Origin of the sequence: Stutzerimonas stutzeri, assembly GCF_013522825.1 — a bacterium.
Classification (GTDB): Bacteria; Pseudomonadota; Gammaproteobacteria; order Pseudomonadales; family Pseudomonadaceae; genus Stutzerimonas; species Stutzerimonas stutzeri_AK.
In genome coordinates, this window is record NZ_JAAMQZ010000008.1 from 14,630 (window position 1) to 34,813 (window position 20,184).

The window sequence follows — 20,184 nt, forward strand, 5'->3', positions numbered from 1 at the left end:
GCAGGATGGCGGCTGTGGCTGCACCTTGCGGACATCGTCCAAGCCGTCGAGGCTCACAGGCAAACCTCGACCCTGCTAGAAGCCCCTCGGCCTGTGTCCGCTCCAAGGGCAAGCCTCCTCCAGAGCAGCTGCCGCACGGAAAATTGCGCACTCTCCATGCAGAGGCCCAACGATCTGCAATCCTACGGGCAGTCCGCCCTTCGTCATACCCGCGGGTGCTGAGGCAGCCGGCTGCCCGGTCAGGTTGAACGGATAGGTATAGAAGACCCAGGAAACGATATTCCGCCCAACGACTTCCGGTGGCACGTTCACGCCGATCTCCGGTGCGGGAACCGGAATGGTCGGCGTCAATAGCAGGTCGTATGTGCTGAAGAACTGCCGCATCTTTTCGCGGAAGTCATAGCGGGCGAACACCTTGGCGTAGTAATCATCGAGCGTCTGATCGAGAGCTCCGACCAGGACGTCGGAAACGGCGCTGTCGATCAGCTCCGGCTGATCGCGCAGGACGTTCTGCAGCCTGGTCCCGACACCCGCATAGAATTCGGCCATCCAGAGTTCACCCGGATCGTCCATGACGTTCTCGACCAGCTCCAGGGTGCATCCCATGTCCTCGAAGACACGGGCCGCACGTTCGGCTATCTCGACGACCTCCGGGAGCGGTTTCGCGTAGCCCAAGGTGGGCGACCAGGCGATACGCATGCCCTTGACCGGTTTATCGCAGGCCGCGAGAAAGTCCGGCACTTCGCCCGCGACCGAGAAGGGATCACGCGGGTCGTACCCGGAGATGGCCTGCAGCAGTAGCGCGGAATCCCGGACGGTGCGCGTCAGAGGCCCCACATGCGCCAGCGTCGGTGTGGCGGATGCAGGGAAGACGGGGACCCGACCGAATTGGGCCTTGATCCCGAAGAGGTTGGTCATCGACGCCGGAATACGCAGCGAGCCGCCGCCATCGGTGCCCAGCGCCAGCGCACTGACGCCGGCGGCGACACTGGCCGCGGCCCCGGCGCTGGAGCCGCCAGGCGTTCGGGTCAGATCCCAGGGGTTGCGCGTGATGCCGGTCAATGGCGAGTCGCCGACCGCCTTGCAGCCGAACTCGCTCGTGGTGGTTTTGCCGATGATGCAGGCCCCGGCAGCCTTGATCCGCTCGGCTGCCGGGGCGTCTACCTGGGCAAGATTGTCGGCCAGGGTGCGGGAGCCGAAGGAGCAGGGCTCCCCGGCCACCGTGATGAGGTCCTTGACCGACACGGGGAGGCCATGCAGGAGCCCGAGCGGCGCACCGTCCATGACGGCTTGTTCAGCCTTTCGCGCGGCCGCCAGGGCAAGTTCGGGTGTGCGGGCGGCGAACGCATTGAGCCTGGGTTCGGTCTCCTCCATCCGCTCCAGCGCCCGCTGCACCACTTCGACCGGGGAAACCTCCTTGCGGGCAATGGCGGCGCGTGTCTCCAGCGCCGACATGAAATCGAGTTCCTGATTCATAGCGTGTCCTTCTCAGATGGCGCCCAGGGCGCGGTCCAGCGTCGCGCTTTCCTGCGCTTTGCACAGGGACAGGCGTTGCAGGATCGTATTGCGCTGAAGATTCCTGCCGATCAGAACCAGACGCGAGTCCGGTACATCTCCAGGCCAGGATTCGGCGTAGGTCAGCGGGCTATAGACTTGTTGCACGCCCTGAAGAATGACGGGGCGCGGATCATTGCCGAACTGGATCAGGCCTTTGATACGGAAGAGGTTGTCGCCGTATTCATCGTTGAATTCGGAAAGCGCCAGCATCAGCTCGGCATAATCCAGCGGCGTCTCTTCGCGGAACGATACGGAAACGATATCGCCGTGCTGGCTGGCGTGGTCATGGTGTGCATGGCTGCAATCCTGCCCGCACGCCGAATGGTCATGCTCGTGGGGTGCCGGCGTGGTTTCGCCGATCCAGGTGGCGACGGCGCTTTCCTTGGTGTTCGGATCGAACAGGCTGAGATCCATGACCCTGGCGGCGGACAGTTCGGCGTAGGTCGTGGTCTCGACAGGGCAGCCGGGGTTCAAGCGCCTTACCGCGGCCAGGGCTGCTTCGTAGGTTGCGTCATCCACCAGGTCGCGCTTGTTGAGAATGATCTTGTCGGCCATTGCGATTTGCTTGCGCGCCTCGTCCGAGGCTTGCAACTGCTGAACGACATGCTTGAGGTCGACCATGGTGACAATGGCATCCAGGCGGTAGCTCAGGTTGAGCTGCATGTCCGTGTAGAAGATCTGGGCCAGCGGCGTGGGGTCGGCGATGCCGGTGGTTTCGATAAGCAGCTTGTCGAACTCGATTCGGGGTTCGAGCGCGCCGACCTTGCGCATGAACAGCTCATAGATGGTCTTGACCAGGTCATCCTTGCTCGCGCAGCAGATGCAGCCGTTCTTGAGCTCCAGCATGTCTTCCGAAGCCGATGAAACCAGGTCGCCGTCGATGCCGATTTCACCGAACTCGTTGACGATGACCGCGATGCGTCCGGCTTCGGGGTCGGTGAGCACACGGTTGAGGCAGGTGGTCTTGCCCGCTCCCAGGAAGCCGCTGAGCACGGTGATGGGGATTCGTTGGTCCACAGTGGATCCTCCGCAGAAAAAGGCTGCGGCGCGAGCCGCAGCCAGAGTCGATTACTGCACTTCAGCCCAGGCGCGCACCGGCGAGCCGCTGCCGTTGTCGATTTTCAGCGGCGGGCCGTAGAACATGAATTCGCCCTTGCCGACCAGCTCCTCCAGGTTGACCAGCCACTCGTAGTGGGTGATGCCGCGGTCACGGCATACGCGGTGGCTGGGAAACTCGTTGTGCGAGGGTTTATCGGTGGAAGGGCCTTCGACGCCATGCAGCTTGGAGTTGCGGTCGGCGAGCCAGTGGGTCGCGGCCTCGGTCAGGCCGGGGTTGGACCAGACGACCTTGACGTCCGGGTAGTACTTCTTGTGCAGGCCGGTGCACATCAGCACGATATGCCCGTCGATCTTCACGCCAGCCTTCGCTTCGGCTTTTTCCAGATCGGCAACATCGATGTCGCCCAGATCCGGGATATGGCGAAGATCCAGGCAGACCGCCTTGCCCATGAACATATCCAGGGGCATGTTATCGATGGTCAGTCCGTCGGGTCCCACATGGTAGAAGGCGTCCACGTGGGTGGCGATGTGGTCGAGCATCGACAGGTGCGTGGTGGCGAAGGTCATCTGGTCGCCCGGCACGCCGAGATTGAATTTCTTCGATGTTTCATGGGTGAAGTGAGCCGTGATGACCGGACGCTGGAACAGCTTGTGCGCCGGCATGTTGTCTTCGATCTTCAACGTAAGGTCGATGATGGGCATTGCGTTTTTCCTTTTGTTAGACGCAGTGGAATAACGTAGGCGCGGGTGCGACTACATCATTTTCGTGGGAAGCCAGTTGGCGATCCCAGGAAAGAGAGCTACCAAGAGGACGACGAGAAGCAGGATGATCCAGTAGGGGATCGAGCCCCGGAAAATGAGGCCCAGCGAGGCGTCGGGGTCGGATATGCAGCCCTTGACCGTATAGACGCACAGCCCGAGCGGGGGCGTGAGCAGGCCTGCCTCGATGGCCAGGATGCCGAGGATCGCGAAAGCCAGCGGTTCGAAACCCAGTGCGGTGGCGATGGGCGCGAAGATCGGTACCGTCAGCAGGATGATGGAGGTGCTATCCAGGAACATGCCCAGCACCAGCCAGATCGCGACCATGATGGCCAGGGTCAGGTAAACGCCACCGACGCCCAGGAACAGGTCGCCGATCATGTCGCCGATACCGCCCATGGACAGCAGGCGCGAGTACATCTGCGCCGTGATCAGCAGGAAGAGCAGGGGTGCCGAGATGCGTCCGGTGTTGAGGATCGATGCGGAAAAGTCGCGCCACTTCATGCCCTTGGCGACTCCGATCATGACCGCGCCGAGCACGCCGATTCCCGCGGCTTCGGTTGGCGTGAACAGGCCAAACCAGATACCGCCGAAAATCAACAGGATCATCAGGATCACGCCAGTGGCACCGATCCTGGCGCGCGCATCGGCTTTCTCTACGACGGCGTCCTGCTCGTGGGCACTACCGAACAGGCGTGGCCGCAGCAGGGCGAAGACGAGCAGGAACAGGAAGAACAGCGATGCCAGCAGCAGGCCGGGAATTACGCCTGCGATAAAGAGCTTGCCGATTGACTGCTCGGCCATGACGCCCCAGATGATCAGCAGCACGCTAGGCGGTAGCAGCATGCCCAGGGATGCACTGCCGGCTATGCATCCCAGCGCGATGCCTTTGTCATATTTGGCGCGCGCCATCTCCGGGTAGGCAATGCGGGAAAAGGCAGCAGCCGATGCGATGGAAACCCCGGTTACCGCACCGAAGGCCGCGTTGCCCCCGACAGTCGCGAGAGCCAGGCGACCTGGCAAGCGCTTGAACGACTGGTTGATCAGTTTGAACAGATCGGTGGCCGCCCCTGACTTGGCCAGTATTTCCCCAAGTAGCACGAACAGTGGAATCGTCGCGAATTCATAAGCACGAATAGCACCGAAAGCACTGCTGGCGAGCAATGAGCTGGCAATATCGAAGGTGCCCATCAGATAGGCGAGACCAAAGAAACTTGTCAGTCCGAGGGAAATAACCACCGGTATACCGAGAAGAATGCTCATTACCAGAACCGCAATAATGATCGCGGCAAACTCTGGACTACCCATGTTCAACCTCCTGTCCTTTCAACACGTTGAGCGGCTCTTCGTTTCCAGTGAAAAGGGCAACTGCTGCAGGAATAGCCATTACCAGATAAGTCATGGCGGCAAGAATGGACCCTGCCACGATTGCCAGGCGGCTTGGGAATACAGGTACCGCAAAGGTTACATGGCCCTCGAACTCACCATTGATGAATGCATTTATCATGTTGCCCCACTCGGCTCTTGCCAGGATCGCGAACAAGAATGCTCCCAGGAGATATCCGGCCAACCATAGAAAGCGCTTTATTGGCGGTGGCGCTAACATATCCATCAGCTCTGTGCGGAGCATGCCGCCAATGCGGACCGTATAGGGCAATTGCAGAAAGGCAATGATGACCAGACCGTTAATCACAACTTCCGCAACGCCAATAATGGGTGCGTTGAATAGTCCTCGCCCGAAAACATCTGCTGCAATCAGCAATGCCACCAATACCAATAGCGTCGCGGCTATTACCATCATCGCCTTGCTGATTATCCGGAGAGCGGAATCGAGGAAGCCGACCCACCCTGTTGTGGAACTCTTGCGCGCTAACATAAAACGCCCTCGCTTGGAGTAGGTCGCTTATCTCAGATGAACCATGTGAATGTGGCCGAGCTTTTTTGGGGCTCGGCCATGGTTCTCAGTCGATTTCGTAGGCATACGGGAATTCGTAGCCACGCTTCGCGAGTTCGCTGATATAGGTCTTCATGATCGCGGTGCCCGGCATGCCCTGCTTGTTGACCTCCTGGGCCATGCGGTTGGGGAAGTCCTTCAAGGCTTCGGCCCAGGCCTTGCGAGCTTCAGGACTGATCTCATTGACGTTGACGCCAAGTTCTCTGGCTTTTTGCAGGCCGTTACGGTCATTGGTGGCACAGACTTCCGCCGTGGCGTCTTCGTAATCCCTGGCCACTTCTTTAAGTATCTGCTGTACATCGGCAGGCAGCTTGTTCCAGGTTTTCAGATTGACCGTGACGCTATTGACCGGCATTGCGCCAAAGTCAATTTTTGAATAATGCTTTGCAACTTCGTTGAGTTTGAACGTCGTCCACCAGGTTGAAGTGCTGAGGTAGCCCTGATACACGCCGGTCTGCATGGACTGGTAGGCCTCGTTCAGGTTGGAGGCCACAGGTGTCGCGCCCTTGATCCAGTCCAGGTTTACCCCGGCACCGGCAATCTTGTGTCCCTGGAGGTCAGAAAAGTTTTTCCAGGCAAAGGTGGTGCCCAGGCCATAGTTGGACAGACAGCTGACCGCGAGCAGCTTCTGGTTGTATTTCTTCTCGAAGGTTTCGGTCAGCTCGGGATGAGCCGCATACGTGGCCCTCACGGCTTCGCTTGCCACTTTGGCGTCAGGGGAGCCGAACGGCAAGAACAGAGGGAAGTTCTGTGCGAGCAGTTCCGATGGCTCGAAGATCATGCTGATGAAGCCGATGTCCAGCAGGCCATCCCGTGTGGCCTCCAGAACCTCCGTCACCTTGGCGATCTGTCCGGCATGAAGCTCCATAACCCGAACGTTGTGGTCCGTATCAGCTTCGATTCTTTTCTTGAGTTCCGGAACAAAAAAGTTGTGTGCCGTTTCCATGTACGACAATAAGCCAACCGGGTGGCCGGAACCTGCTCGAAGATTTATCTGATCTGCATGTGCGCTTGCTGCAGCGCTAAGAATTCCAAGGGATAGTAAGAAATGAAAGCCTGTTTTTTTTATATGTTTCATGTCTGTCCTCTATGTGCGGTTAGCGCGTGCAATGCAAGCTTCGCTTATGGAGAAATCCAGTTCTGGCAGCAGCTAAACTGATGATCTGCAGGATCTCAGTGCATTCACTGCTTTTCTTGGGTGCATTAGCGTTGTTGTGATTGCTAGTTGGTGGACCTCCTGTTTTCTTGTTGTATGTCGACCAGTCGGTTATCAGTGAACGACTAAAAGCTGCATAAGACGAATACTATTTTTGCCTAGCTGCTATCGTTTCTTCTTATGCATTAATCTTGGGCATAAATCTTCTCGTTGCACCATTTTGGGCTTTATTTTCTTGGGTGTTTGCTGTTGTTACATGCTCATTCGCGTGTATTTCTGTTATTTGAAAGAAATCATGTTATTCAAGAAGATATATGCTTTTGCTTTTGCGGAGCGAGGAGCTATCGTTATGCCGTATAGCTAAAGATGGAAGAGCCCTTATAACCAATGGCCAGTGAACGATGAATCTTAAACAGCTGCGCTATTTTGTACGGATTGCCGAATGCGGAAGCCTTTCAAAAGCCGCTGATGAGCTGGGTATCGCTCAGCCCGCCCTGAGCCAACAGCTGCGCGCTTTGGAAGATGAGCTGGGGGTCGAGCTTGTAACCCGCCATTCACGGGGCATTGCGCCCAATGACTTGGGGACGATGCTGTTGAGTCATTTCGGCACCATACTCAATGAAATCGATAGAACACCGCTGTTGGTGCAGGACCTGACCCGCAATCCGACCGGGGAAGTAAGGCTCGGCGTAACCACCACCGCCGCCCGCGCCCTGACCGCGCCGCTCGTAGCCAGGGTGCATGAGTCTTATCCGGGCATCACCCTGCACGTGGTCGAGGCCATGAGCGGAAGCCTGAGCCAATCTCTGCAACGCGGCAGCCTCGACCTGTCGATTCTTTACGAGCCGAAGCTGCTGGAGCTGGATGAGGGTGTCGACCTCATGCCGGTGCTCACGGAGGATCTGTTTCTCATTTCCAGAAACAAAGGCATTGTGAAGAACAGGAAGGCCGTACCGTTCTCGATGCTCGAAGAGCTGCAGCTCGTCCTCCCGTGCTATCCAAACGTGCTGACGAAGTTGTTGTATGTGTTGGCGGCCAAGCGGGAGGTCAAGCTGAACGTCAAGTTTGAAATCGATTCGCTGAGCAGCATCATCGAACTGGTGAATGCCGATTTCTGCACGGTGCTCCCGCTTGTCTGCCTGGGCCGGGAAATCGAGGAGGGGCGGGTGACGGCAACGCCCATCACGGATCCGCGGGTGAGCTGGAGCGTGCATATCGCTGCGGCCCGCAAGGGGGTGCGGTCACGCGCGGTACGGGCCGTGCACAAGCTCCTGATCGAAGTGGTGAATGAAATGGTCGATGGGGACGCATGGCCTGCCCGGCTTATCTGAAGAACGCTGCGCTGTTTTAGGCCCTCGGCTTCGAGAGGCCGCTCCCTATATGCGGTGACATAAGGCCCCTGCTCTCAGCTTGGAAAAGTGCTGGGCATGGATTTAGTCGGCTGCCTGCATGGCTGTTAAGCTGGTCGCCTGTCTTGACGGGATCTTTCCATGCTGACCTTGGGCAATTTCACGGTCTTTCTCCTTTTCGCCGCGGTCGCCGCCTGGCTCTGGCATTCCCACGGAATACGCGAGCATGCGCTGGTGGCGGTGCAGCGTTACTGCAAGAAGATGGATATCGAACTGCTCGATGGCAACGTTGCGTTCCGGCGTCTGGGCTGGGTACGTGATGCGCGGGGACATCGCCGTTTCGCGCGCGTGTATGGCTTCGAGTTCACCGTGACCGGAGAGCAGCGGCATCAGGGCAGTATCAGCATGTTCGGCATGCGTGCCGGGCCGATCGAGACGGATGCGCATCCGTTCCCGGCGCAGGCAACGCCGTCGGCGGAGCAGGGGCGAGTGTTCCAGATGGATGACTGGCGCAACCGCAACGACTGAGCCGGCCTGCCGCGTCAGCGTCCTGCCAGGCAATGGCGCAGGCCGTGGCTGAGGGCTGCTTCGGACTGCGTACCCGCGAAGATCAGTTCCAGGCGTGAATCGCGCCGCCATTCGCTGGGCCTGAACTCCAGCGGCCTGCCTTCCAGCGCATTCGCAGATACCCAGCCATGCTCCCCGTGCAGTACCAGCTTGGCGCGCTGCCAGGGTAGCGTCGCGAGCCATCCGCTGATGCGCTGGATGTCGAACACCAGGCCTGGATGCCAGCGCCAGCCGATGCTCCAGCCTTCGGCGGCGGCATGGCTGAGCACTGTCGGCTGCAGTGGGTCTAGCCAGACATGGGCCAGTGGCGCTGCAGCGAGCGGGGGCAGGTACTCCGCTGTCGCCATGCTGGCGCAGCTCCCGATACCCGGCAGTCGGGCCAGATCGAGTTGTCCGTGAGATGTCCATAAAATTGGGCGCTCCGGCAGCTTTTGCTGCACGCACATGCGAACGTCGTCACTCAGCTTCTCGCTCTTGTTCAACATCAGCAGACCAGCCTGGGCAGCCATTTCCTGCTGGCTGGGAGAAAGGACCGGGTTTCGCGTGAATGCGTCGGCATCCAGCACCATGACAGCCGGTTGCAGTGTGAGCACCCGATCCCAAGGCGCCTGGCGCAGCTGCTGCAGCAACTGCAACGGATGGCCTAGCCCGGAAGGTTCGATCAGCAGGCGATCCGGTCTGGCTTTGCGCAGCAGCCGATTCAAGCCGATCTGGAAAGGCATGCCGTTGACACAGCACAGACAGCCGCCGGTGACTTCGGCAAAGCTGATGCCGCTGTCGTCGCGGTGCAGCAGCGCGGCATCCAGACCGATCTGACCGAATTCGTTGATCAGCACGGCCCAGCGCTCGTTGGCGGGTTTCTGTACCAGCAGCGCCCTGATCAGGCTGGTCTTGCCAGCGCCCAGCGGGCCGGCGATCAGGTGGGTGGGGATCTGTTCGAGCATGGGAGCCTGTCATTGGAAAAAAGGCGTGAGGCGGTGACGCTGCCCGGCTGCCCCGGCATGCTAGATTTACCCCTTTCAAGGGGATGAACGATGCGACTGTTGGCGCTTTGCATGCTGTTGGCAACCGGACAGGCCCTGGCTGAGGCCTGCATTGTGACCAGCAGCGGGGGCGGTGTGGAAGTCGAAGTCTGTCAGGAGAATAAAAGTATCCCGAGCGAGCTGTTTCGCAGCGGCTACTGCCAGCCCCAGCTGGCCGGGCAGGAGGTCGAAGTGCAATTCGTCGAGAGTTGCCCAACCGGCGCCTTCGGCATCTGCCGCAACGCACAGGCCTCCAATCTCAGTTACCGCCAGGACATTCATTATTACGGCGTGGCGAGCGACGCACGCTTTCTCGCGCCTGCCTGCGAGCAGCATCAGGAGGCGCGCTGGGAAACGCCCTGAGCCCTCGAGGTTTCACGTGGAACCTACCGATAGGCAGATTACTACGGCAGCTCCAGCCCGCCATCAGCCTTGTGCAGTTGGCGCAGGTGCTGGCCGACTCGTTCAAGGTTGCGCTCGATGCTTTCCAGTTCCAGACGGCGTTCGTCGCTCAGCAAGAGCCGGACTTCCCGGTCCAGTTCTTCGCTTAGCTGGTTGAGCTGCGCCTGCCGCTGACCGCTCTGTTCTTCCAGGCGCTGCCATTCGCCGGCTTGCGGCAGACCGTAACCTTCGTCGTTGAGCAACTCAGCCGGGCGGCTCAGATAGCCGCTGTTGGCGAGAATCTGCTGCAGTGCGCCATCGGCCTTGGCCAGGCTGGCATCGCCGCGTTCGCGGCCACTGAGGTAGCGCTTCTTCAGCTCTTCCTGGGCCAGCAGCAGTTGCCGGCGCAGTGCGGCCTGTTCCACCAGCAGCAAGGCCGCGCTGGCGCGCAGGTCGGCTTGTGCGATCCAGAGCTGACGCTCGCTGGCTGATAATTCCAGCCACTGTTCCACGGTCTGTTGCGGCAATCCCAAGCGCTCCTTGAGCACGGCGAACATCGCCTGATAGCGCTCACGGTAGGAGTCGAAACGATAGCCCAGGCGCAGCGCCTCACGCGGATCGTCGAGCACGCTGGCGTCGGCCAGGTTGCGGGCGATCAGCAACTCCAGCAGGCCGCTGGGCAGGATGCTGTCGAGTGCCGCCAGCTCTGCGCGATGGGTGCCGCTGCGCAACAGCTTGAGGGTTTCCACCGCACAGTTGTTGGACAGGAAGTAGTAGTCGCCATCGTAGCTCCAGTGCAGCTCGGCGCTGCGTTCGACCAGCATCTCGATCTCGCGGCGTTCCAGCCGCAGTGGAATCGAGGCCAGGCTGCGCAACTCGACCTTGGTGTATTCGTCGATTACCTGGCCCAGCGGCAGTACGAACAGACGTGACGGGTAGGCGCCGGTCAGGCCGTCCCAACTGGACAGTTGCACGTCGCCGACGAAGGCGCGGAAAGACAGCACCAGGTGATGATCCAGATCCAGCCGGCAATCGGGGCCGGGCGTGCGCTGCGGTGCGCAGATCACCAGGCGCAGCATGCTGTGGCCCCAGCGACTGACCCAGGCGTCGTTAGCCTCGGCGAACAGATAGTCCACCTCGAAGACCCGCTCGGGATCGAGGCGCAGCAACGGTGTGCGGGCCAGGTCCTGGCCGGCGTTGAGAATCGGATACCCGTCGGCGCAGAGCTGCGTGGCGGCGGGCTGCCAGCCGAAGTGCTCGCGGAAATAGCGGTGCAGTGACGGGCGGCGGCAGGCGTAGCTGGGGTCGAGCAGGAAGTACTCCAGGTTTACCGCGACGAACTCCAGTGGGCTGGTCAGTTCGTAGATATCGGGACTGCGCGCCACTTGGGCATTGTGCCTTTCGCGCTCGCCACGGCTGCCGACCCGTTGTGGCCAGCCGGCGAGATCCAGCAGGCGCGGATCGTCGCTGAGGGTGAAGCGGCGTTCGGTCTGGCCGCGGCATTCATCCGGCAGGCCGACCAGGCCGAGGCTGGCGGCACGGCGGCTGCAGAAGGCCAGGTGCTTGCTGTTCGCTGGCGACCATAGACGGGCGCGGTCGTAGAGATGCGCCAGCTCGTGGATCAGCGTGGCGAGCAGTTCCTGGCGCACCGTGCCGTGTACCCGCGCCGTGCGCTGTCGTGCAGCGGAGCCATCGACCAGCGATGGCAGCAGCTCGCGGTTGAGTTCGATGAGATCGCTGCCCGCACGTCCATAAGCCTGGGAAGGCAGGTCATCCTGCCAGCGTACCCGTACGTTGCGGTCCAGCTGCTGCAGCATGCGCGGCGGCAGGGCGGCCAGGGCTTCATCGAGCAGGGCCTGGGTAGCGGCACGTTCGGCGGGTTGCAGCGCCTGGCTTTCCAGTGTCAGTCGCAGCGTGGCGCATGCCTGACCGGCAAGGCTGGCCAGCAGGACAGCCAGCAGCCAGGCGCAGGCCGGCTTCACAGGGCGAGGATGGTTTCGGCCAGCGCCTGATCGCTCGCCTGGCGGGCTTCGGCGAACTCGGTGCGAAGGGTGGCGAAGGCCGCTTCCAGGCGTGCGCCACGAATATCGCCGGCACTGGCAACGAAGCTGGCGGCTTCGTCTCGGGCGTCGAGGACGAGCTTCATGCCGCTGATCCGGCTGGTCGCGTCCGAGGTGAAATTGACGCTGCGATCCACCGCGTTGATGACGATATTGCTGGTGGCCACCAGCGTCTGTGCCTGGGCCGCCCCGGCGAGAAGGGTCAGTGCGACCGCTGTGGCAGTGAGTAGCTTGAACATTGCAGGTCTCGTTAAGTAAGGCGGGCCGTTATTGGACGAGTATCGCCTGGGCCAGTTCCAGATCGCTGACCGTCAGCCCCGGATGCTGCTCGCGCATCCAGCGCAGGGCGGCTTCCAGGCGTGCGCCGTGGAGCTGGCCGGCACTGGCGACGAAGCTTGCCGCTTCGTCCCTGGCCTCGACGATCAGCTTGTTCTCGAAGGGCAGGCTGGTCAGCTGGCTGGTGACATAACCGGAGGCCACGATGCCGGCCAGGGTGGTATCGAACGCCTGGACGCTGCCACAGAAGCAGCAGCCAGCCAAGAAAAGATAAAGCGGACGCATATGAATCCCGATGCCAGAAAATCCAGCAAGGCTAGCGAAACGCCAGCGCAACGGCCAGCGTCTTCCTTTTGCGCCGTTTTACAGGGCCAGGATCGCGCGTGCCAGCTCAAGGTCGGTGGCCTTGATGGCAGGGGCCCGGGTGCGAATATGCTGAAGGGCCGCTTCCAGCTGTGCGCCTTTTTGCTCGCCATTGCTGGCGACAAAATGTGCGGCGTCATCACGAGCATCCAATACCAGCTTGTCGTCACCGATCGAAGAGGTTAGGTCGGATGTGCCTTCCACGGTATTGGCCAGCGAAGCGCCAAGCGTATCGGTGGTGGCGATAAAACTGGATGCCGAAGCGGCACCCGCCAGCAACGCGGCGGATGCACCAAGGATCAGCAGGAATTTGGACATGGGCGGGCTCTCCACTACGGCCTGACAGTAAAACAAGCACGGCCTGAAACCGACTGTTAGTGCAGCGCAGGATAACAGGGCATGCGGTTGCAGGGCAGTAAGCGGGTGTCAGCGCCAGAACGGCTTGCTCAGCTCGTCCATCCGCTCGCTGTGGCTGATGCCGCTATCGGCCAGCAGACGATCATCCAGTGCCGCCAGCTGTCGGCGCGTTCGGCTCCGTTGACGCCACAGGCGCAGCAGTTGTACCAGCCTTTCCAGCGTATCGCGCGAAGTGCGCAAAGACAGGATGCGGGGTAGGGCGCGATCCATGATGCCTTCCTTCCGGTGGTTGCCGGGTGGGGAGAGTGGGCATACTAGAGTCGCGCGCGGCGCTTTCGACAAACAGTTACAGCATCGGAAAGTTGTACCGGTTCAGTTGCTGGCGGAGGGTAACTGTACCGGTCATGCTGGAAGCAACTGTGTCGCCGAGCGCCCATGGCTGAACATGGACGCCCGTTCTTGCATCACCCATGACGGAAGCGCCTGCGGCGATTCCATCCTACGAAAAATGCATCGTAGCCTGGATTAGCGAAGCGTAATCCGGGTATTCAAAGGCGTTCCGTCGCCATCCCCACATGGATCACTCGACAGCCTTGACCATGTCCTCGACGACCTTCTTGGCGTCGCCGAAGACCATCATGGTCTTGTCCATGTAGAACAGCTCGTTGTCGAGACCCGCATAGCCGCTGGCCATGGAGCGCTTGTTGACGATCACCGTCTTGGCCTTGTACGCCTCCAGAATCGGCATGCCGGCAATCGGCGACTTCGGATCGGTCTTGGCCGACGGGTTGACCACGTCGTTGGCGCCGAGTACCAGCACCACGTCGGCCTGGCCGAACTCGGCGTTGATGTCATCCATCTCGAACACCTGCTCGTAAGGCACTTCGGCCTCGGCCAGCAGGACGTTCATATGGCCCGGCATCCGTCCGGCGACGGGGTGGATCGCGTACTTCACGGTCACGCCACGGTGGGTCAGCTTCTCGGCCAGCTCCATCAGCGCATGCTGCGCGCGCGCCACCGCCAGGCCGTAGCCGGGAACGATGATCACGGTGTCGGCGTTGGTCAGCAGGAAGGCCGCATCGTCGCTCGAACCGGACTTCACCGCACGCGCTTCCTGCGCACCCGCCGGGCCGCCGGCATCGGCAACGGCGCCGAAGCCGCCGAGGATGACGTTGAAGAACGAGCGGTTCATCGCCTTGCACATGATGTACGAGAGGATCGCGCCGCTCGAACCCACCAGCGAACCGGCGATGATCAGCATCGAGTTGTTCAGCGAGAAGCCGATACCCGCCGCCGCCCAGCCCGAGTAGCTGTTGAGCATCGATACCACCACCGGCATGTCCGCGCCGCCGATGGGGATGATGATCAGCACGCCGATGACGAACGCCAGCGCCACCAGTACGGCGAAGGCGGTGATATTGCCGGTGAAGGTGTAGACCAGACCCAGGCCGAGGATCGCCAGGCCGACGGCCAGGTTGATCATGTGCTGGCCCTTGAACACCACCGGCGCGCCCTGGAACAGGCGGAACCTGTATTTACCGGAGAGCTTGCCGAAGGCGATCACCGAACCGGAGAAGGTGATGGCGCCGATGGCCGCGCCAAGGAACAGCTCCAGACGGTTACCGGACGGGATCGGATCGGCCATGCCGGCGACGATGCCCAGCGACTGCGGCTCGACCACTGCTGCAATGGCGATGAACACAGCGGCCAGGCCGATCATGCTGTGCATGAAGGCGACCAGCTCGGGCATCTTGGTCATTTCGACGCGCTTGGCCATCAGGGTGCCAATGCTGCCGCCGATCAGCAGACCGACGATCACGTAACCGATGCCGGTGGTAGCCAGTTCGCTACCGAGCTTGAAGATCAGGCCGACCGTGGTGAGCACGGCGATGGCCATGCCGAGCATGCCGAACAGGTTGCCACGTCGCGACGTGGTGGGGTGTGACAGGCCCTTGAGCGCCTGGATGAAGAACACCGAAGCGACGAGGTAGAGCAGGGTGATCAGGTTCATGCTCATGGCTTACTTGCCCTCTGCCTTGGCCGCGCTGCGGTCCTTCTTCTTGAACATTTCCAGCATGCGCCGGGTGACGAGGAAACCGCCGAACACGTTGACCGCCGCCAGCGCCACGGCCAGGGTACCCATGGCCTTGCCCAGCGGGGTGACGGTCAGCGCCGCGGCGAGCATGGCGCCGACGATGACGATCGCGGAAATCGCGTTGGTCACCGCCATCAGCGGCGTGTGCAGCGCGGGGGTGACGTTCCAGACCACGTGATAGCCGACGTAGATCGCCAGCACGAAGATGATCAGGTTGTAGATGCCATCAGAAATCAGGTCCATTTTCGCGACTCCCTTAACCGTTGGTCCGCACGACCTGACCGTCGCGGCACATCAGGCACGCGGCGACGATGTCGTCTTCGAGATTGAGCTGGAAGCGGGCTTCGCCATCGATCACCAGCTTGAGGAAGTCCAGCAGGTTGCGTGCGTAGAGCGCCGAAGCATCCGCAGGCACCAGCGTCGCCAGGTTGCTGTAGCCGACGATGCGCACGCCGTGCCTGATCACCACCTGATCGACCTCGGTCAGCGGGCAGTTGCCACCCTGAGCGGCGGCCAAGTCGACGATCACCGAGCCGGGCTTCATCTCGGCGACAGTGGCCTCGTGCAGCAGTGTCGGTGCCTTGCGACCGGGAATCAGCGCGGTGCTGATGACAATGTCGGCCTGCCTGGCGCGCTCGTGTACGGCCTGGGCCTGACGGGCCATCCAGGACGCCGGCATGGGCCGGGCATAGCCGCCAACGCCTTCGGCACACTCGCGCTCTTCATCGGTTTCGAAGGGAACGTCTACGAACTTGGCACCAAGCGACTCGATCTGCTCCTTCACCGCTGGACGCACATCGGAGGCTTCGACCACCGCGCCCAGGCGCTTGGCCGTGGCGATGGCCTGCAGGCCGGCGACCCCGGCGCCGAGGATCAGCACACGGGCGGCCTTCACCGTACCGGCGGCGGTCATCAGCATGGGCATGAAGCGCGGGTACTGATTGGCGGCGATCATCACCGCCTTGTAACCGGCGATGTTGGCCTGGGACGACAGCACATCGAGGCTCTGCGCGCGGGAGGTACGTGGTGCGGCCTCCAGGGCGAAGGCGGTGATGCCGCGCTCGGCCATGCGCGCGATGTTGTCATCATCGAAGGGATTGAGCATGCCGATCAGGACCTTGCCCGGCTGCATCTGCGCCAGCTCGGTTTCGTTCGGCGCGTTCACCTTGAGCACAATGGCTGCTGCGAACGTCGCAGCGGCATCCCCGATGCTTGCACCTGCCGCCTCGTAGGCGCTGTCCGGCACGCTGGCCTGTACGCCCGCGCCGCTCTGCACAGTGACCTGGTGGCCCTGGCCGATCAGCTTCTTGACGGTTTCCGGCGTCGCGGCGACGCGCGTCTCTCCGGGACGGGTTTCGAGAGGAACACCAATGAGCATTGTTCTTGTTCTCCTGCGTAATCGTGGCCAGTGACCCTGTCGTGGTCATGTGCTGCTTCGCTGGCGATACGTTTGACCGCTCCAAAGGCGGGTAAAGCGGTTGACAGCCCGTTTCCGGCGGTTTTGGCCGGTCGCGGCGGCGCATTCTGCAAGGGCTGAAAAAATCAAACAACTGTTTTAATCAGAACTGGAGATGTTTTTACATTCAGAATCTGACCAAAATCATGGCTATCGGTCCTGAAAACTCCGGCGACTTCGGGCTTCAACGAGCCGGTCAAATGAGCGCTGAAATGACTGCGGGCCGGTCATAAATGGCGCGCCGTAGCATGAAGGGCGAGCCCTGTGCCCGGTATTCGCCTGGAGCGCTGTTCACTACCGACCTTGGTGCCGGTTCTGCCGGTGGCTTCGACTACCGAATGTAAAAAAGGATCAAAACCGCGAATGCCATCCAATCCTTGTAGTCCAAAGCCATTGACGCCGCCGGCTTGAGCGCCAGCGAACTTCGACTGTCTGCCTGGGGATGGCAACCATGGCCGAGATGCACCTGAACGAAAGACTTCCAGTGCCGGATGAACCGGTACGCCGGCGCCTGCCTTTCGCCTTTGCCCGGCGCCACGGCGTGATTGTGCTGGAGCCTGACGGCGAGCCGCGTCTGGGCCTGCGCGAGGGCACGGCTCTGACCGCCGTGCAGGAGGCGCAGCGCGTGGTGGGTGGGCCGTTGCCGGTGCAGTGGCTGGCCCAGCCCGAGTTCGACGAGGCGCTGGGCGCCGCCTACCAGCATGATTCCTCGGCGGCGATGCAGATGGTCGAAGGATTGGGCGAGGACATGGATCTGCACAGCCTGGCCGACCAGATCGAGCGGACCGAGGACCTGCTGGAGCAGGAAGATGACGCGCCGATCATCCGCCTGATCAACGCGCTGCTGGGCGAGGCGATCAAGGAAAACGCCTCGGATATCCATGTCGAAACCTTCGAGAAGCGCCTGATCATTCGCTTTCGCGTCGATGGCATCCTGCGCGAGGTGGTGCAGCCCAAACGCGAACTGGCGGCGCTGCTGGTGTCGCGGATCAAGGTCATGGCGCGGCTGGACATCGCCGAAAAGCGTATCCCCCAGGATGGCCGGATTTCCCTGCGGGTCGGTGGCCGCGAGGTGGATATTCGTGTGTCCACACTGCCGTCGGCCAACGGCGAACGGGTGGTGCTGCGCCTGCTCGACAAGCAGGCCGGGCGCCTGACCCTGCAGCACCTGGGCATGAGCGAGCGCGACCGCCGGCGCATGGAGCAGGCGGTAAAGAGGCCACACGGCATCATTCTGGTCACCGGCCCCACCGGCTCGGGCAAGACCACCACGCTCTACGCCAGCCTGACCACGCTCAACGACCGCACGCGCAACATCCTCACCGTCGAGGACCCCATCGAATACAACCTCGAAGGCATCGGCCAGACCCAGGTCAACACCAAGGTCGACATGACTTTCGCCCGTGGCCTGCGTGCCATTCTGCGGCAGGACCCGGACGTGGTGATGGTCGGTGAGATCCGCGACCAGGAAACCGCCGACATGGCCGTGCAGGCCTCGCTCACCGGCCACCTGGTGCTGTCCACGCTGCATACCAACAGCGCCATCGGCGCGGTGACGCGGCTGGTGGACATGGGCGTGGAGCCCTTCCTGATTTCCTCGTCGCTGCTCGGCGTGCTGGCCCAGCGTCTGGTGCGGGTGCTCTGCGACGACTGCAAACGCGCCTATGTCGCTGATGAAGCCGAATGCGCGCTGTTCGGCCTCGACCCCCGTCAGGCGCCGACGCTGTATCACGCCGAAGGTTGCGACGCCTGCCGTCAGCTGGGCTATCGCGGGCGTACCGGCATCTACGAACTGGTGCTGTTCGACGACGCGCTGCGCAGCATGATCCACACCCGCGCCACCGAACAGGAGATGGTCCGCCACGCCCGCGAGCTTGGCCCGAGCATTCGCGACGACGGCTTGCGCAAGGTGCGTGAAGGGGTGACCACCATCGAGGAAGTGTTGCGCGTCACCAGCGAGGATCGTCGCGCCGGACAAGGCGATCGCCGCCAGGGTGGCGATAGGCGCCAGAGCAGCGACCGCCGTGGCCAGTTCCATGACCGCAGGGCCACGGACCGATGAGCGTGCGCCATGGTCGGGCCACAACACGTCCATGCCTGACGGGAACCTGAATGATGGCCGCCTTTGAATACGTCGCGCTGGATGCGCGTGGTCGCCAGCACAGGGGTCTGATCGAGGCGGACAGCCCGCGCCAGGCCCGCCAGCTGCTGCGCGACAAGCAATGGTCGCCGCTGGAGGTCAAGCAGGCGCGCTCCAGAGAGGACAGCGGTACGGGCGGCTTCAGCTTCGGGCGAGGCTTGTCGGCGCGCGACTTGGCGCTGGTCACCCGCCAGCTGGCGACCCTGGTGCAGGCCGCGCTGCCCATCGAGGAAGCCTTGCGTGCCGCGGCGGCGCAGGCCAGCTCGCAGCGGATCAAGTCGATGCTGCTGGCGGTGCGCGCACGGGTGATGGAAGGCCACAGCCTGGCCGCCGCCCTGCGTGAATACCCCTCGGCCTTTCCCGAGCTGTATCGCGCCACCGTGGCCGCTGGCGAGCACGCCGGGCACCTCGGCCTGGTGCTCGACCAACTGGCCGACTACACCGACCAGCGCCAGCAGTCGCGACAGAAGATCCAGCTGGCGTTGCTCTACCCGGTGATCCTGCTGGTGGCTTCGCTGGCCATCGTGGTGCTGTTGCTCGGTTACGTGGTACCGGACGTGGTCAAGGTGTTCGTCAATACCGGCCAGGAACTGCCAGCGCTGACCACCGGCCTGATCGCCACCAGCGAGGCGGTGCAGCGCTGGGGCTGGCTGATGCTGCTGGGCATCGTCGGCGCGGGCATCGCCATGCGTCTGGCCCTGCGCGACCCGAACATCAAACGTCGCTGGCACGCCTTCATCCTGCGCATTCCACTGGTCGGACGGCTGGCGCGGGCGACCAACACCGCGCGCTTTGCCTCGACCTTGGCGATTCTCACCCGTAGCGGTGTGCCGCTGGTGGATGCGCTGGGCATCGCCGCCGCGGTGATCGGCAATCTGCGCATCCGCGAGCGCGTGGTCGAAGCGGCGCAGCGCGTGCGCGAGGGCGGCAGCCTGACCCGTGCGCTGGAAGCCACCGGCGAGTTTCCGCCGATGATGCTGCACATGATCGCCAGCGGCGAGAAATCCGGCGAGCTCGACCAGATGCTGGCGCGTACCGCACGCAACCAGGAGAACGACCTGGCCGCGCAGATTTCGCTGCTGGTCGGGCTGTTCGAGCCGTTCATGCTGGTGTTCATGGGAGCCGTGGTGCTGGTCATCGTACTGGCCATCCTGCTGCCGATTCTTTCTCTCAACCAACTGGTGGGGTAATGCTTATGAAGTCGAACGAGCGCAAACAGAGGGGTTTCACCCTTATCGAAATCATGGTGGTGGTGGTCATCCTTGGCATTCTCGCCGCGCTGGTGGTGCCGCAGGTGATGAACCGCCCGGATCAGGCCAAGGTCACCGTGGCCAAGGGCGATATCAAAGCCATCGCCGCCGCGCTGGACATGTACAAGCTGGACAATTTCGCCTACCCCAGCACCCAGCAGGGCCTCAATGCGTTGGTGGAAAAGCCTGGCGGCAGCCCACAACCGAGGAACTGGAACCGCGACGGCTACCTCAAGCGCGTGCCCAAGGACCCCTGGGGCAACGACTACCAGTACCTGTCGCCGGGCACTCAGGGCCCGTTCGATCTCTACTCGCTGGGCGCCGATGGCAAGCCGGGCGGAAGCGACCTGAACGCGGATATCGGCAACTGGGATCTTTGATCC

Annotated in this window: 21 protein-coding genes; 6 read left to right on the top strand and 15 right to left on the bottom strand. The window is 62.0% G+C overall.

The genetic code is table 11. The annotated features are described in order from the left end of the window. Positions 1–75 precede the first annotated feature (75 nt). The 6 genes from G7020_RS07045 to G7020_RS07070 all read right to left on the bottom strand — a co-directional run bounded on the left by G7020_RS07045 (position 76) and on the right by G7020_RS07070 (position 6,407). A complete protein-coding gene (locus G7020_RS07045; RefSeq protein ID WP_181083201.1) occupies positions 76–1,476 on the bottom strand; it encodes an amidase in 1,401 nt (466 codons plus the stop codon). A 12-nt stretch (positions 1,477–1,488) separates the two neighbouring features. Continuing rightward, positions 1,489–2,574, bottom strand: coding sequence for a CobW family GTP-binding protein (locus G7020_RS07050; RefSeq protein ID WP_219852609.1), 1,086 nt, complete (start codon positions 2,572–2,574; stop codon positions 1,489–1,491). Positions 2,575–2,625: 51 nt separating this feature from the next. Next, the gene (locus G7020_RS07055) at positions 2,626–3,318 is read right to left on the bottom strand and encodes a cyclase family protein (RefSeq protein ID WP_181083202.1); all 693 of its coding nucleotides are present in this window, start codon (positions 3,316–3,318) and stop codon (positions 2,626–2,628) included. A gap of 51 nt (positions 3,319–3,369) precedes the next feature. Continuing rightward, positions 3,370–4,683, bottom strand: coding sequence for a TRAP transporter large permease (locus G7020_RS07060; protein ID WP_181083203.1), 1,314 nt, complete (start codon positions 4,681–4,683; stop codon positions 3,370–3,372). Then, complete coding sequence (locus G7020_RS07065; protein WP_181083204.1) at positions 4,676–5,251, bottom strand: TRAP transporter small permease; 576 nt, start codon at positions 5,249–5,251, stop codon at positions 4,676–4,678. The genes G7020_RS07060 and G7020_RS07065 overlap by 8 nt, the downstream gene beginning before the upstream one ends. 85 nt (positions 5,252–5,336) lie before the next feature. Continuing rightward, positions 5,337–6,407 (bottom strand): C4-dicarboxylate TRAP transporter substrate-binding protein, encoded by a 1,071-nt coding sequence (locus G7020_RS07070; RefSeq protein WP_181083205.1) that lies wholly within the window; start codon positions 6,405–6,407, stop codon positions 5,337–5,339. A 479-nt stretch (positions 6,408–6,886) separates the two neighbouring features. On the opposite strand from G7020_RS07070, the gene G7020_RS07075 reads away from it, so the two are divergent. Continuing rightward, on the top strand, positions 6,887–7,816 hold the full coding sequence (locus tag G7020_RS07075; protein WP_181083206.1) for a LysR family transcriptional regulator: 930 nt from the start codon (positions 6,887–6,889) through the stop codon (positions 7,814–7,816). Positions 7,817–7,975: 159 nt separating this feature from the next. Further along, the gene (locus G7020_RS07080; RefSeq protein WP_181083207.1) at positions 7,976–8,362 is read left to right on the top strand and encodes a DUF3301 domain-containing protein; all 387 of its coding nucleotides are present in this window, start codon (positions 7,976–7,978) and stop codon (positions 8,360–8,362) included. 14 nt (positions 8,363–8,376) lie between these two features. On the opposite strand, the gene G7020_RS07085 is transcribed toward G7020_RS07080, so the two are convergent. Beyond that, entirely contained in the window at positions 8,377–9,345 is a 969-nt protein-coding gene (locus G7020_RS07085; RefSeq protein WP_181083208.1) for a CobW family GTP-binding protein, read from the bottom strand. A gap of 90 nt (positions 9,346–9,435) precedes the next feature. Between G7020_RS07085 and G7020_RS07090 the strand changes: the two genes are divergently transcribed. Beyond that, the gene (locus G7020_RS07090) at positions 9,436–9,786 is read left to right on the top strand and encodes an NADH:ubiquinone oxidoreductase (protein WP_181083209.1); all 351 of its coding nucleotides are present in this window, start codon (positions 9,436–9,438) and stop codon (positions 9,784–9,786) included. A 41-nt stretch (positions 9,787–9,827) separates the two neighbouring features. On the opposite strand, the gene G7020_RS07095 is transcribed toward G7020_RS07090, so the two are convergent. The 8 genes from G7020_RS07095 to G7020_RS07130 form a co-directional block, all read right to left on the bottom strand. Continuing rightward, positions 9,828–11,786: a DUF4105 domain-containing protein gene (locus tag G7020_RS07095; RefSeq protein ID WP_181083210.1), complete on the bottom strand. Its 1,959-nt coding sequence runs from the start codon at positions 11,784–11,786 to the stop codon at positions 9,828–9,830. Beyond that, positions 11,783–12,103 carry a DUF2388 domain-containing protein gene (locus G7020_RS07100; RefSeq protein WP_181083211.1) on the bottom strand — a complete coding sequence of 107 codons (321 nt, stop codon included), beginning with the start codon at positions 12,101–12,103 and terminating at the stop codon, positions 11,783–11,785. The genes G7020_RS07095 and G7020_RS07100 overlap by 4 nt, the downstream gene beginning before the upstream one ends. 28 nt (positions 12,104–12,131) lie before the next feature. Then, on the bottom strand, positions 12,132–12,425 hold the full coding sequence (locus tag G7020_RS07105; RefSeq protein ID WP_181083212.1) for a DUF2388 domain-containing protein: 294 nt from the start codon (positions 12,423–12,425) through the stop codon (positions 12,132–12,134). Between the two features lie 78 nt (positions 12,426–12,503). Continuing rightward, entirely contained in the window at positions 12,504–12,821 is a 318-nt protein-coding gene (locus tag G7020_RS07110) for a DUF2388 domain-containing protein (protein ID WP_181083213.1), read from the bottom strand. Positions 12,822–12,929: 108 nt separating this feature from the next. Beyond that, the gene (locus tag G7020_RS07115; RefSeq protein ID WP_181083214.1) at positions 12,930–13,130 is read right to left on the bottom strand and encodes a DUF1127 domain-containing protein; all 201 of its coding nucleotides are present in this window, start codon (positions 13,128–13,130) and stop codon (positions 12,930–12,932) included. A gap of 310 nt (positions 13,131–13,440) precedes the next feature. Further along, complete coding sequence (locus G7020_RS07120; RefSeq protein WP_181083215.1) at positions 13,441–14,877, bottom strand: NAD(P)(+) transhydrogenase (Re/Si-specific) subunit beta; 1,437 nt, start codon at positions 14,875–14,877, stop codon at positions 13,441–13,443. A gap of 3 nt (positions 14,878–14,880) precedes the next feature. Then, on the bottom strand, positions 14,881–15,198 hold the full coding sequence (locus G7020_RS07125) for an NAD(P) transhydrogenase subunit alpha (RefSeq protein WP_003284152.1): 318 nt from the start codon (positions 15,196–15,198) through the stop codon (positions 14,881–14,883). A 13-nt stretch (positions 15,199–15,211) separates the two neighbouring features. Further along, the gene (locus tag G7020_RS07130; protein ID WP_181083216.1) at positions 15,212–16,333 is read right to left on the bottom strand and encodes a Re/Si-specific NAD(P)(+) transhydrogenase subunit alpha; all 1,122 of its coding nucleotides are present in this window, start codon (positions 16,331–16,333) and stop codon (positions 15,212–15,214) included. A gap of 529 nt (positions 16,334–16,862) precedes the next feature. On the opposite strand from G7020_RS07130, the gene gspE reads away from it, so the two are divergent. Genes gspE through gspG form a run of 3 tightly spaced genes read left to right on the top strand, consistent with a single transcriptional unit; the run spans position 16,863 to position 20,181 of the window. Beyond that, positions 16,863–18,473, top strand: coding sequence for a type II secretion system ATPase GspE (gene gspE, locus G7020_RS07135; protein ID WP_423835573.1), 1,611 nt, complete (start codon positions 16,863–16,865; stop codon positions 18,471–18,473). Positions 18,474–18,526: 53 nt separating this feature from the next. Then, the gene (gene xcpS, locus G7020_RS07140; RefSeq protein WP_181083348.1) at positions 18,527–19,741 is read left to right on the top strand and encodes a GspF family T2SS innner membrane protein variant XcpS; all 1,215 of its coding nucleotides are present in this window, start codon (positions 18,527–18,529) and stop codon (positions 19,739–19,741) included. Next, a complete protein-coding gene (gene gspG / locus G7020_RS07145) occupies positions 19,741–20,181 on the top strand; it encodes a type II secretion system major pseudopilin GspG (RefSeq protein ID WP_181083217.1) in 441 nt (146 codons plus the stop codon). Before xcpS ends, gspG begins: the two co-directional genes overlap by 1 nt. Positions 20,182–20,184 lie beyond the last annotated feature (3 nt).